The following is a 12,989-nucleotide window of genomic DNA, read 5'->3' as shown; positions in this document are numbered from 1 at the left end:
AATGGATGTATTGGGATCAGATGTATCAAATCATCATGTCGTGGAATTGGATAAACACGTATTCCACTCTTGGTCGGTACAAGAGTCAGCAACACCGGTAGCCATTGCCGGTGCACAGGGATCTAGCCTTTGGGATTTCGAAGGAAAGCAGTATCTGGATTTTAGTAGCCAGTTGGTGAACACCAATATTGGGCATCAGCACCCAAAGGTGATCGATGCCATCAAGGCCCAGGCTGAATCCCTGGTGACCATAGCTCCGGCAACAGCAAACCTTGCCCGGGGTGAAGCAGCCAGACGCATCCTGGATAGAGCACCGGCTAACTTCAATAAGGTGTTTTTTACCAACGCTGGTGCTGATGCCAATGAAAATGCGATTCGCATGGCAAGACAATTTACGGGTCGTGACAAGGTACTTTCTGCCTACCGCTCATACCATGGCAATACCGGCTCAGCGATCGCTGCCACAGGTGATTTTCGTCGTGTACCCAATGAGTACAGTCGTGGGCATGTGCACTTTTTTAACCCTTATCTTTATCGCACCGAGTTCAACGCAAAGACGCAGGAACAGGAGTGCGAGCGAGCTCTGCAGCACCTGAAACGAGTGATTGAATGTGAAGGACCAGATGCCATTGCCGCCATTCTTCTGGAGACAATCCCGGGCACAGCAGGCTTTCTTCTTCCACCAGAAGGCTATCTCCAAGGGGTTAGAGATCTGGCCACAGAACATGGTATACAACTGATCTTTGACGAAGTGATGGTGGGATTTGGTCGCACCGGCCGCTGGTTTGCTTATGAGCACTTTAACGTTATTCCGGATCTGATCACCTTTGCCAAAGGGGTTAACTCAGGCTACGTTCCAGCTGGCGGCGTTGTTGTAAGCGAGCCAATATCCGAGTATTTCAAGAGCCACTTCTTTATGGGCGGCCTCACCTATTCTGGCCACCCACTGGCCATGTCCGCCATTGTCGCAACTCTGGATGCAATGGAAGAGGAAGGCATTGTTCGCTATGCCGATGAGGTAGGAAACACGGTTTTGGGACCCGCACTAATCGACCTGATGGAAAAACACAACAGCATTGGCGACATTCGTGGCAAGGGCATGTTCTGGGCTCTGGAGCTGGTCGAAGACAGGACAACACGAGAGCCTTTAAGCAATGAGAAAATGGCCTCCATTAAAGCCAGATTAACCGACAAGGGCCTACTTTCTTTTATAGTGAACAACCGTATTCACGTAGCGCCGCCTCTTATCATTAAACCCAATGAGATTGCCCAGGGTGTGGCCATTATTAGCCAGGTACTCTCGGACTTTGATTAAAGCCTGAACAAAAAACGCCAGGACAATGGTCTTGGCGTTGACACCTCGAAAAGGAAAAAATCTATATAAAGCCTAACCTTCCAGGGCGCTTGCCAGTTGTTCAACCCCGGGGGTAATGAGCGCCTTATCGATGGCATGAAAGCCAAGCCTGAAAAAACTATTGGTTTCAGGGTTAGCTTGTTCCTGCCCCATGAAATGCGAATATCCTGTTTCTATCAGAACCCCCCGTTGAGATGCTCTGGACGCCAGTCGCTGACTGCTTATTCGGTCGGGTGTTTCTAACCACAACGCATTGCAATAGTTACCCTTGGCCAATCGCTTACAATCGGGAAGATAGCGCTGAACCGCTTCATTAATCTCGTGCCAGCGCTGGCGTGTATTGTCTTTGAAACGTCGCAGGAAGCTATCGTAATAACCCTGTGAGATAAAATGCGCCATTTCCATTTGCACCCGGCTTGGCGGGTGGCGATACATTAAACGACGCAGTGTTCGTAACTCATAGATCAACTCTTCCGGAGCAACGATATAACCAAGGCGTAGACCAGGTGCCAATGTTTTGGAAAAACTACTGACATAGACAACACGGTTGTCTTTGTCCAATGCCTTTAGTGCAGGCAAGGGGTTCCATTCGGAGTTGCTGTCTGAGTCGTAATCATCTTCTATAATGATGGCGTCACTCTTTTGCGCTAATTGCAAAAGGTCATGTCGGCGTTGCTTACTCATGGTCACACCCGTTGGAGCCTGATGACTCGGTGTAACGTAGAAATAATCACACTTGGATGACAGCTCGTTAAGCACCAGCCCGCTCTGGTCAACAGTGTGCGGATGAAGCTGTGCCCGGGCCAAACTAAAAATATTGTTAGCTTCTTTATAGCCAGGGTTTTCCACCCCTACTCGAGTGTGTTTATCCATTAACATCCTGGATAGCAAATAGAGCGCGTTCTGTGAGCCAACGGTAATGAGAATCTCATCGCTCCTGGCGTGAATGCCCCGCTGTGGGAGTACCCGGGTCCGGATCTGCTCTACCAATAACTCTACATCCTTATCAACTTTGTCACACAGCCAGCTATGATCTTTCGGGTCTGCTATCACCTTACGAGTGGATTCTCGCCACTGCGCCAGAGGAAAATCTTGAATGCTTGGTTGCCCATAGATAAAGGGATATTGATAACAGCTCCAGTGGGAGGGTTTGACTATACGGGGGAAAGCATCTGTAGAAACCTTGAATCGACGGCTCCAGTTTGCGGCATTGGCAGGGTTGCCTGCCTCAAAATGGTTCAACTCCTGTTCCACCTCTTCAAGTCTTGCGGAGTATTTTTCCGACAGGTAATAACCGCTTCTTGGCTTACTTATCAGGTAACCGTCATCTGACAGTGCTTCGTAGACCAGTGACACAGTATTGCGTGACACCTTCAATTGACTTGAAAGCTTACGGCAGGAAGGCAGCGCCTCATCGGCAGAGAACACACCTTCGAGTATTGCTTTAACAAGATACTCTCTTACCTGCTCCTGCAAACTTCTCTTCGAATCAAACTCAATGAAACAGCTGTAATTTATCCCCATGGAGTCAACCTTTTGGATATTTTTATTCATTGCATTCGATTCACCACAGCAAAAAGCAAGCCAATATACTTAATTAGTCGTATTTATCTTATATTCTAACCACTGTCCCAATCAGCACGGAAAATTGGCTCTAACCCAACTATCTATCTCATCTCTAAAGTGAAGGCGTTCACAAATCACAGCAAGTAACGAATTATGAGACATGGAATAAAACTTAGAAAATGGGTAGCCGTTGCCGCAGCAACGATGACTATAGGCATGTCCAGTATGGTTGTTGCCGATGAGTCGCCTTCTTTTGCCAGCAAGGGAATAAAGGTTGCGACAGAGGATAACTACTCTCCGTTCAACTTTATCGATAAAGGCAAGCCAACCGGGATAAATAAAGATCTTCTGGATGAACTGCGCGACTACTCCGACTTTAAAGTAAAGCAGGAGATTCTGCCCTGGACAGGTCTTCTGGCATCCGTTTCCGCAGGTCAGTATGACCTTGCCCTTACCGGTGCAATCATTACTGACGCTCGCCTCAAAGCATTCGATTTCACCCCACCCATCGCCTCCGCACAGCACTATTTCGTCGCCCGGGCAAAAGACGACAGCGTAAACACGATTGCAGATCTGGATGGAAAAACAGTTGGCTTGCAGGCAGGCAGCGCACTACTGGAAAGGCTTCCCGAATTGAAAACCATGCTTGAAGCCCAGGATAAGAAACTAGGAAAAGTGGTTGAGTATCAATCATACCCTGAAGCCTACGCCGACCTGGCAAATGGTCGCATCGATTACGTGATCAACAGTATCGTCAATATAAATGAGTTGGTAAAAACCAAGCCCAAGGTATTCAAGAAAGGTGAAGCTGTATCTGGACCCGGCTTTGTAAGCTGGCCTGTACCCAAAGACAACCCTGAACTGCTGGCCTATCTGACAGACTTCTTTGCACACTTAAAAGAGACAGGTCGTATGGCTGAGTTGCAGGAAAAATGGTTCGGTGAATCCTTTGATGAACTGCCAACCAACGCCATCGTTTCAGTTGAACAGTACCATAAATTGACTGCAGTCCAGTAAACCACTCCTCATAGTTCAGTAATGACCAGGGCTTAAAAACGACTACTCCTATCGCCCTGGTCTTACTTAAAAAATCAACGTTAACACTGCTGCAGACAGGTAGGTATTTATGGATCACTACGGATGGATGCAATTGCTTCAGGGGGCATGGACCACGGCATGGATATCAATGGTATCCATCGCCCTGGGGGTGGTTTTCGGGCTCGTGATAGCGCTTATTCGCATGGCGAAACTGCCAATTGTCGATCAGATATTAGGTGTCTATGTCAGCTGGGCAAGAGCCACACCACTGGTGACATTAGCCTTGTTCATCTTCCTCTCTTTTCCGTCTTTTGGCATCAATCTCGATAAACACTTCTCAGCCATCTTGTGTTTAACCCTGAATACCTCTGCCTTTAATGCCGAGATCTGGAGAAATGCATTCCTTAACTTCTCCAGTGGGCAGAAAGAGGCCGCTGAAGCTCTGGGTATGCGACGACTGACCTATTTTAGGCGCATCATGTTCCCTCAAATGGTGGTCATGAGCCTGCCCGCACTGGTCAACGAGATGTCTTTCTTAATCAAAGGCAGCCCGGCGATTGCCGTGATTGGCGTTGTTGATCTGACTCGTGTTACCAACCGAATCGCAGCCGTCACCTATGAACCTCTACTTCCTATTCTGTGTGCTGGCATTCTCTACATGTGCATCATAGGTGTGCTAATCAAATTACAACAAATGGCCGAGAAAAAAGCTAACTACCTGGCTGGCTGATAATAAGGAGTAATCATGGCTGAATGGGAAATAATCTGGCAGCAAAGAGACATCTTTATTTCAGGTTTTGGTAATACTTTTATACTGTTTTTTGCCGGATCAATCGCAAGTTTCATCCTGGGTGTGACCCTGCTCTACACCTTGGAAAATGGCTCAAAAGGTGTTAAAGGCAGCGTAATCCTGATCATCAATATGATGCGCACCCTGCCCTTCCTGATTTTGGCTTATCTGTTGTATTACGGGTTGCCAGAGGTCGGAATCCGCATGGATGCCTTTACTGCGGGGCTGATCTCTTTATGCCTTTATCATGGCACCTATTTCTGCGAGATCTTCAGAGGTATTCGCAAAGGACTGGATTCAGGCTTGACGGAAGCGGCCCAGGCTTGTGGCTTCTCCAGATTCAAGACCTTTACCCGCATTATCATGCCCAATGTGTTGTTTCGATCCGTACCGCTCATTGCCAATCAGCTGATCATCTGCCTGAAAGACACCGCCTTTCTGTGCATTATTACCGTTGGTGAGATCACAGCGGCCGCTAACAGTATTCAATCAACCTACTTTATTCCGCTTAACGCATTTATTGTGGCTATCGCCCTGTACTGGATTATCAGTATCGCCATCGAACAGGTCAGCAAAATCACACTTAATAAAGTTCAGGATAGAGGGCTAAGCCATGCTTAATGAAAAGATTCTCACCAAGCCAATTGAAACCCCGAAAACCACTCAGGAAAGCGCACCTGTGGTAGAACTGCCTGTCCAGTACCCAAAAACCGAATCCAATGCCCGGGATATTGTAAGGGTGGTTAACCTGTCCAAACAGTTTGATGGCATCGAGGTTCTGAGAGACATTAACCTCACCATCAAAAAGGGCGACGTTGTCAGTATTCTGGGTTCTTCCGGTTCAGGTAAGTCGACCCTGCTTCGTTGTATGAACTGGCTTGAACAACCGGAACGAGGCAGCATCCATTTGGGTGATGAGCGCATAGGTATCAATCCTGTTACCAGGAAACCCCTCAAATACAAAGAGCTCGCCAGGATTCGCGAGCGTATCGGTATGGTGTTTCAAAGCTTCAATCTCTGGCCTCATCTCACTGTGCTCAAGAATGTCATGGAAGCCCTGTTACATGTTAAGAAAATGCCAAAAGCGGAGGCGGAAAAAATCGCCAGAGTGCAGTTAGAAAAAGTTGGTATGTCCCATAAACTCGACAGCTATCCAAATATGCTATCGGGCGGTCAAAAACAGAGAGTCGCTATCGCCCGTGCACTGGCTATGGAACCAGAGGTTTTGCTGTTTGATGAACCCACCTCAGCCCTTGATCCTGAATTGGTTGATGAGGTTCTGACCGTGATGCAGGCGTTATCGAAAGAGGGTTACACCATGGTGGTGGTCACACACGAAATGGAGTTTGCCAGAAACGTTTCAAGCCAGGTGGTGTTCCTGGAGAAAGGTATTCTGATTGAAAAATGTCCGCCAGAGAAGTTCTTTACCAATCCGGATTCACCTCGGGTAAGACAGTTCTTGAAGCTCGATGGTGCCTGACTCAACTTCAGCACTGAGAACAGAAAGCCCTGGATTGCAGGGCTCTCTGGCTGCTGCAAATCACTGGCTCCCATGTTTTCAGGCCCTTTCCAGGTAGAAGTGAGCTGAATCAGCGCCGGACGTGATCTGTTTGCGCAAGGCTCGTGGTCAGTGACTCTGTTAAGTTAATATTTTTTTCTTCCATTAATGCTTCCAGTAAAGGATAAAGAGCGCCCAGTTGCTTTTCGAGCGTGTCTTTAATGGTGTCGACGATCACCTGCGTACCACGCTCAATTTCAATGTTGACCCAATCATCTGCTTTTTTAGCATTGAATGTTGTGACTCTTCGGGTCTCAGGAATCAGCCAGACTTCAAAACAGTCTTTCTTCTTGTCGACATCGGATAAGGTCAGGCTGCATCCATTAATCGCTATATACCCTTTAGGGAAAATGTATTGCCCCCATTCATTGCTGTATGCAAACCGCATACGGCAGTTTCCCTCGATCTCTTCAACTTCAAGAATCTGAGCCCGAAAGTCGATGTGTCCAGAAAGAGGGTGTCCGCCAATTTCCGCCCCATCCATTGCTGCTCGCTCGACATTCACGGCCTGACCAGTGACATGATCTCCTAATGTCGTTACACGTAAGCTTTGCAAAATAACATCAAATCTGGCCAGAGTCGGACTGATAATTTCTGTTACCGTAAGACAAACGCCGTCCACCGCAACACTGGCCCCTACATTCAGCCCCTGGCAAAAGCCTTCCGGGAACTCAATGTCAAAGGTTCGAATGCCATCGTGGTCATCCACACGGCCAATTTTGGCCATGCCTTGAACAATGCCTGTAAACATTCAAATTGCTCCATTACTTTCGAATTAGTGTCAGGGTATACGTGTGAGGACTGTCAGCAGGATCTTCAACGATGTTTCTTCAGGCGAACAATATAATATCTGCAGCCAAAATATCACACGATTTTAGCTTAAAGTGCTCTGGTTTAAACTCGTAAGGATAGAAAAAGCCACCGTCCAGACAGGTGAAACCAGCTAGCCATTTACTTAACATGGGTTTGCGCAAGCAAAGCCTATATAATTGCTCCTTTGCCTGACAGATGGTACTGAGGGACTGGCTTTGGACACAATCACCGTAAGGGGTGCAAGAACCCATAACCTGAAGAACATCGATCTCGATATGCCCCGGGACAGCCTGATTGTCATTACCGGTCTTTCCGGATCAGGAAAGTCGTCCCTGGCCTTCGATACCCTTTATGCCGAGGGTCAGCGTCGCTATGTGGAATCTCTGTCTGCCTATGCACGACAGTTTCTCTCGATGATGGAAAAGCCGGATGTCGACCACATCGAGGGTTTGTCTCCTGCCATTTCCATTGAGCAGAAGTCCACCAGCCATAACCCTCGTTCGACAGTTGGCACCATTACTGAAATATACGACTATCTTCGTTTGCTTTTTGCCAGAACCGGTACACCCCGCTGCCCTGAGCATCACTTACCCCTGGAAGCCCAGACCGTCAGCCAGATGGTGGATCAGGTACTGGCATTGCCAAAAGGTACCAAACTGATGTTGCTGGCACCTGTGGTCAGGGATCGAAAAGGTGAACACCTCCATGTCTTCAGCGAACTGAGAGCCCAGGGTTTTATTCGAGCCCGCATTGATGGCATTGTCACCGACCTCGATATCCCACCTGAGCTGGACAAAAAGAAGAAGCACACTATCGAAGTGGTGGTTGATCGCTTCAAGGTAAGAGAAGATCTGCAGTTGCGTCTGGCAGAATCTTTCGAAACAGCTCTGGAACTGACCGACGGGCTGGCAGCAGTCAGCTTTATGGACGCGGAGGAGCAGGACATTGTGTATTCAGCCCGCTTTGCCTGCCCATCTTGCGGCTACAGCATCAATGAACTGGAGCCCCGCATGTTCTCGTTCAATAACCCGGCGGGTGCCTGCACCACCTGTGATGGTCTGGGGGTCAAGCAGTTTTTTGATGAAGACCGTATTGTCCAGCACCCGGAATTAACCCTGGCGGAAGGCGCCATTCGTGGTTGGGATCGCCGCAGCGTCTATTACTTTCACCTCTTAAAGTCACTGGCTGTTCACTTCGGCTTTAATATTGATACCGCTTTTGATGATCTTACTGCTGAGCAACAGACGATTATTCTTCATGGCTCCGGCGAAGAGCAGATTGATTTCAGTTACGTCAACGATCGGGGCGATGTTTATAAAAAGCGCCATCGATTTGAAGGTATTATCCCCAACTTTGAACGCCGTTTCCGTGAGACAGAATCCCAGTCTGTGCGTGAAGAGCTTTCCAAGTATTTGAGTACCCAGCACTGCCCAAGCTGTAAAGGCACTCGTCTCCATCAGGAATCAAGACACGTCTTTATCGAAGATGAAACACTGCCCGATCTGGTGAAACTACCGGTAGAACGTGCGCTTGCTTATTTCGAACAACTCAGTCTTCCCGGCCAGAAAGGTGAGATTGCAGAAAAAATTCTGAAAGAGATCTGTGATCGTCTGAGCTTCCTGGTGAACGTGGGCCTTAACTACCTGACACTAGATCGCAGTGCGGATACCCTCTCAGGAGGTGAAGCCCAGCGCATTCGACTGGCCAGTCAGATTGGTGCTGGCCTGGTTGGCGTTATGTATATTCTGGACGAGCCCAGTATTGGTTTGCACCAGCGAGATAACGAACGTCTACTGAATACACTGACCCGTCTCCGCGACCTGGGTAATACAGTGATTGTTGTAGAACATGACGAGGACGCCATTCGCACTGCCGACCACGTGATTGATATCGGTCCGGGTGCCGGAGTTCATGGCGGTGAAATTATTGCCCAGGGCACACCTGCCCAGATTATGGACAACGAAAAATCGGTCACAGGCCAATATTTGACTGGCACTAAAAAAATCGCGATACCTGAACAGCGTACACCAGCGGATAAAAAGAAACGACTTAAACTCACGGGCTGCACCGGCAACAACCTGAAAAATGTCACCCTGGAAATCCCGGTGGGGCTGATGACCTGTGTAACAGGCGTTTCCGGCTCAGGAAAGTCCACCCTCATCAACAGTACTCTTTATCCTATTGCTGCCCAGGTCTTGAATGCTGCCACTACTTTAACGGCATCAAAGCACAGGAAAATCAGTGGTCTGGACCACTTCGATAAATGCATCGACATTGACCAAAGCCCTATTGGTCGGACTCCAAGGTCCAACCCAGCTACCTACACAGGCATTTTTACCGCGATTCGTGAACTGTTTGCCGGAACCCAGGAAGCCCGTTCCCGTGGCTACAAGCCCGGACGTTTCAGCTTTAACGTTAAAGGGGGTCGCTGTGAAGCCTGTCAGGGTGACGGTGTCATAAAGGTAGAGATGCATTTCCTGCCTGACATTTATGTGCCCTGTGACGTCTGTAAGGGCAAACGATACAACCGTGAAACGCTGGACGTTAAATACAAAGGCAAGAATATTCATGAAGTTCTGGAAATGACCGTCGAGGAAGCTCTGGAATACTTTGAACCGATTCCTGCTGTTAAACGTAAACTGCAAACTCTGATGGATGTTGGTTTGTCGTATATTCATCTGGGACAAAATGCTACCACACTCTCCGGCGGTGAGGCACAGCGGGTGAAACTGGCCAAGGAACTTTCCAAAAGGGATACCGGCAAGACCCTGTACATTCTTGATGAGCCAACTACAGGCCTGCACTTTCACGATATTGAACAGTTACTGGCAGTGTTGCACAGGCTAAGAGATCGCGGGAATACCGTGGTAGTGATTGAGCACAATCTCGATGTCATCAAAACAGCAGACTGGATCGTCGATCTGGGACCCGAGGGAGGTGATGGTGGAGGTCAGATCATTGCCGAGGGCACGCCTGAAGTTGTGGCTGACAACGAATTTTCCCATACCGGTCGCTTCCTGAAGCTGATGCTAAAGTCACCTGATCAATAACAGAGAACCAATATCAGCCCTGACGGGCTAATGGAATTCACTCCCGCCGGATTCGACGGGAGCACTCTTTCGGATATCGATAGCGTTTACAGATTGAAGCTGAAGGCGCAATGAAGGATGATTCCCCCCTTAAAGTTTTGCCTTGAAAAAGGGTCTTCCGTTTTCAGTCAGCTGGACGCATACCACTTTTTCTTTCGTTTCGGGCATCTCGGGTTAAGCACTCTAAGGAGTTCACTATGTGGGGCAAGAACAGCTCAGAAAACAGTTTGGTCAGCAGCACCAGAAATGATGACACCATCACTCTGATAGCTGCAGGCACAGAAGTTGAAGGAGACATCCGTTTCCGTGGCATCGTTCATGTTGAAGGTAAGATCAAGGGCAATGTCAGCTCCAACGATGGCAAACTTCAACTGATTGCCGGCAGTCGTGTAGAGGGTAATATTACTGCCGCCCAGATAGTCATTAATGGTCGTGTAACTGGCGACGTTTATGCTACTGAAAAGCTTGAGCTATCAGCCGAGGCCCATGTGGAAGGCAACGTATATTACGATGTGATGGAAATCGCGGCCGGAGCTGCCATAAATGGCAAGATGGAACGTATGCACAAAAGTGGCGAACTGTTGCCCAACCCCTCTGAAGAAGAAAATGAAGTCAAGGTCAAGAAACTTGGATCTACCTGATCCTCCGAGAGGAAGTACGAACCAATTTTTTATGGATAAACACCTACCTGAAAAGCAAAGTATTGATCCAGATCAATTCTATTGTAAGCGTTAATACGTACAGTACGAACCACAGGAGCAAGGGCAAATACACAATAAGAACGATTTCACAATAAGAAAAAATAATACAAGGGACCAAGTATAAAAATCATAACACTTGATATAGCCTGTTAGTATATAAAGCCAAGTTTGAGAGAACCTGGTTTTTTTTATTTTATTAGCTGTGAAACCAGAAATCCTGCCACTACAATCACACCAAAAATCACCACAAAAAAATCGTTCAAAGGCTTGCGATATCGTTTCAGAGCAGCAGACCTGTAGAGCCCTATGACCGGAATAAAGAACAGGATAATCGCCATCATGGGGGCTACTATGGCATCCATGATCATAAGAATACTCCAATCACCAACACCTGCAATCCAGCATCCCAGGGCCACCAGAAAAATACTCAAACGTCTGGGTCTGGCAGAAGGGGTTGTTAACTCACCCGGCCTGAACCGTTCCAGCCCCACACCAATAAAGCCATTAATCACTTCAATAGTGCCGAGAAAAAAACCATAGTAAGAAGTTAAAATCGCCACAAAAGCGATAACAGGTGCCAGACTGGAAAATAAACGATTACCGGGTTGATTAGCCAGGATGGAAAGAATTGGTAGATTTTGAGCTTTCGCAAGCTCAATCTGTTCTGGTGCCAGAGCCAATACGCACGAAAGCACGAAGAACAATGTGATAAGCAGTAAAACCAGAGAGCTTCTGAAGTGAATCTGGTCGGTCTTGGCGATGCACTGATGAAGCTCAGGCATTTGACGCCGGTACGATCGGGCAAAGGATGGACAAACAGCCGCATGGTAGAAAGAAAATACCAGCACGGGTAACGTCAGAAGAAAGGTTTTAACGATATCCACCATGGGCACTTCCTGACGGAGAAAATCCATTCGCCATTGAGGTATCAAATACAGACTTACGCACAGAAGCACCACAGTCAGAGGAAAAACCAGACTGCTGATCAGCTTCAACATTTTCTGCTCTGAGCCACTAAACAGCGCGATCATGCCCGTGACAAGCAAAAAAACAAGCAAAGGTCTGTTTATTAGGCCTTCCCATTTGAGCTGATTTAGCAGAAAACTCTCACTAACATTCGCAATGCCAATGGTATAAAGCAGCAGGACAGGAAACATCGACAAAAAACAGAGCAGCATCAACCACTGACCGACTTTATCACCAAAGTTCTCTCTAACAATACTGCTGATATCCCCATCAGGTTTCCGGGAAGACAAACAGAAACGGGTTAACCCTCTATGGGTGAGAAATATGATGGGACCACTGACCAGGGCCATGAAGAAAAGAGGCCATATACCACCACTGCCGGCGACTATGGGGAGGTAAAGCAACCCTGCACCTATGCCTGTACCTATGTGACTGAACATCCAACCTGTGTCCCTGGCGGTCCATTCTGATTTGGCGTATTTTTCTATGGAACGTTTTGCTTCAATACCCTGATTTGACATAGACCCCCCATTCGCAAAACTGCAATGCCTTTACAATTTAGACAATGAAAAGATGGCCTGGTTCCCCTGTGATTTTCTGCTGAATCGATTCAAAGTTGGCTTGTCATTAGGAGCCTCAAAAAAAACCGGACACAAGGTCCGGTTTTTTTTGAAGGAGTAAAAATCTTACTCTTCAGTAGCTTCCGCTTCAGCAGCTGGACGATCCAGCAGCTCGACGATAGCCATAGGTGCATTGTCACCCTTACGGAATCCGCACTTCAGGATGCGGATATAGCCACCTGGACGCTCTTTGAAGCGAGGGCCCAGTTCGGAGAACAGCTTGCCAACAGTCTCTTTGTTACGGAGACGATCAAACGCCAGACGACGGTTGGCTACGCTGTCTTCCTTAGCCAGGGTTATCAGCGGTTCTGCAACACGGCGCAGCTCTTTAGCCTTAGGCAGTGTTGTTTTGATTACTTCGTGCTCTACCAGGGAAGCAGTCATGTTCTTGAACATCGCCTTGCGATGTGAACTGTTCCGGTTGAGCTTGCGGCCACTCTTACGATGACGCATGGCACAAACTTCCTCATTCTACCATTTGCCTTACACCCACT

Annotated in this window: 11 protein-coding genes; 7 read left to right on the top strand and 4 right to left on the bottom strand. The window is 47.9% G+C overall.

Annotated elements, in window-relative coordinates; all coding sequences use genetic code 11:
* The first annotated feature begins 1 nt into the window (after position 1).
* On the top strand, positions 2-1,315 hold the full coding sequence (locus ACOMHB_RS04130) for an aspartate aminotransferase family protein (RefSeq protein ID WP_448215589.1): 1,314 nt from the start codon (positions 2-4) through the stop codon (positions 1,313-1,315).
* Positions 1,316-1,387: 72 nt separating this feature from the next.
* Here the strand turns inward: ACOMHB_RS04130 and pdxR are convergent, their stop codons facing one another.
* A complete protein-coding gene (gene pdxR, locus ACOMHB_RS04125; RefSeq protein ID WP_448215588.1) occupies positions 1,388-2,908 on the bottom strand; it encodes a MocR-like pyridoxine biosynthesis transcription factor PdxR in 1,521 nt (506 codons plus the stop codon).
* Between the two features lie 165 nt (positions 2,909-3,073).
* Between pdxR and ACOMHB_RS04120 the strand changes: the two genes are divergently transcribed.
* From ACOMHB_RS04120 to ACOMHB_RS04105, 4 genes are all read left to right on the top strand, one after another.
* Positions 3,074-3,937 carry a transporter substrate-binding domain-containing protein gene (locus ACOMHB_RS04120; RefSeq protein WP_448215587.1) on the top strand — a complete coding sequence of 288 codons (864 nt, stop codon included), beginning with the start codon at positions 3,074-3,076 and terminating at the stop codon, positions 3,935-3,937.
* Between the two features lie 109 nt (positions 3,938-4,046).
* Positions 4,047-4,688, top strand: a complete 642-nt coding sequence (locus ACOMHB_RS04115; protein WP_422473634.1) for an amino acid ABC transporter permease — start codon at positions 4,047-4,049, stop codon at positions 4,686-4,688.
* Between the two features lie 15 nt (positions 4,689-4,703).
* Positions 4,704-5,369 (top strand): amino acid ABC transporter permease, encoded by a 666-nt coding sequence (locus tag ACOMHB_RS04110; RefSeq protein WP_448215586.1) that lies wholly within the window; start codon positions 4,704-4,706, stop codon positions 5,367-5,369.
* Positions 5,362-6,228, top strand: coding sequence for an amino acid ABC transporter ATP-binding protein (locus tag ACOMHB_RS04105; protein WP_448215585.1), 867 nt, complete (start codon positions 5,362-5,364; stop codon positions 6,226-6,228). The genes ACOMHB_RS04110 and ACOMHB_RS04105 overlap by 8 nt, the downstream gene beginning before the upstream one ends.
* Before the next feature lie 109 nt (positions 6,229-6,337).
* Here the strand turns inward: ACOMHB_RS04105 and ACOMHB_RS04100 are convergent, their stop codons facing one another.
* Positions 6,338-7,057, bottom strand: a complete 720-nt coding sequence (locus tag ACOMHB_RS04100; protein WP_422136702.1) for a riboflavin synthase subunit alpha — start codon at positions 7,055-7,057, stop codon at positions 6,338-6,340.
* Between the two features lie 277 nt (positions 7,058-7,334).
* Between ACOMHB_RS04100 and uvrA the strand changes: the two genes are divergently transcribed.
* Complete coding sequence (gene uvrA / locus ACOMHB_RS04095; RefSeq protein ID WP_448215584.1) at positions 7,335-10,169, top strand: excinuclease ABC subunit UvrA; 2,835 nt, start codon at positions 7,335-7,337, stop codon at positions 10,167-10,169.
* A gap of 236 nt (positions 10,170-10,405) precedes the next feature.
* A complete protein-coding gene (locus tag ACOMHB_RS04090; RefSeq protein ID WP_422136700.1) occupies positions 10,406-10,849 on the top strand; it encodes a bactofilin family protein in 444 nt (147 codons plus the stop codon).
* A gap of 248 nt (positions 10,850-11,097) precedes the next feature.
* On the opposite strand, the gene ACOMHB_RS04085 is transcribed toward ACOMHB_RS04090, so the two are convergent.
* Entirely contained in the window at positions 11,098-12,396 is a 1,299-nt protein-coding gene (locus ACOMHB_RS04085; protein ID WP_448215583.1) for an amino acid permease, read from the bottom strand.
* Between the two features lie 165 nt (positions 12,397-12,561).
* Complete coding sequence (gene rplQ / locus ACOMHB_RS04080) at positions 12,562-12,948, bottom strand: 50S ribosomal protein L17 (protein WP_317143661.1); 387 nt, start codon at positions 12,946-12,948, stop codon at positions 12,562-12,564.
* Positions 12,949-12,989 lie beyond the last annotated feature (41 nt).

This window comes from Endozoicomonas sp. 2B-B (assembly GCF_053470045.1).
The sequence above is the reverse complement of the archived record's forward strand: the minus strand, read 5'-3'. Positions and strand labels throughout refer to the sequence as shown.

Excerpts from the sequence above, each read along its gene's own strand:
- pdxR (WP_448215588.1), bottom strand. The coding sequence starts at position 2,908 with ATGAATAAAAATATCCAAAAGGTTGACTCCATGGGGATAAATTACAGC.
- rplQ (WP_317143661.1), bottom strand. The coding sequence starts at position 12,948 with ATGCGTCATCGTAAGAGTGGCCGCAAGCTCAACCGGAACAGTTCACAT.
- ACOMHB_RS04120 (WP_448215587.1), top strand. The coding sequence starts at position 3,074 with ATGAGACATGGAATAAAACTTAGAAAATGGGTAGCCGTTGCCGCAGCA.
- ACOMHB_RS04115 (WP_422473634.1), top strand. The coding sequence starts at position 4,047 with ATGGATCACTACGGATGGATGCAATTGCTTCAGGGGGCATGGACCACG.
- ACOMHB_RS04085 (WP_448215583.1), bottom strand. The coding sequence starts at position 12,396 with ATGTCAAATCAGGGTATTGAAGCAAAACGTTCCATAGAAAAATACGCC.
- ACOMHB_RS04110 (WP_448215586.1), top strand. The coding sequence starts at position 4,704 with ATGGCTGAATGGGAAATAATCTGGCAGCAAAGAGACATCTTTATTTCA.
- ACOMHB_RS04090 (WP_422136700.1), top strand. The coding sequence starts at position 10,406 with ATGTGGGGCAAGAACAGCTCAGAAAACAGTTTGGTCAGCAGCACCAGA.
- ACOMHB_RS04100 (WP_422136702.1), bottom strand. The coding sequence starts at position 7,057 with ATGTTTACAGGCATTGTTCAAGGCATGGCCAAAATTGGCCGTGTGGAT.
- ACOMHB_RS04130 (WP_448215589.1), top strand. The coding sequence starts at position 2 with ATGGATGTATTGGGATCAGATGTATCAAATCATCATGTCGTGGAATTG.
- ACOMHB_RS04105 (WP_448215585.1), top strand. The coding sequence starts at position 5,362 with ATGCTTAATGAAAAGATTCTCACCAAGCCAATTGAAACCCCGAAAACC.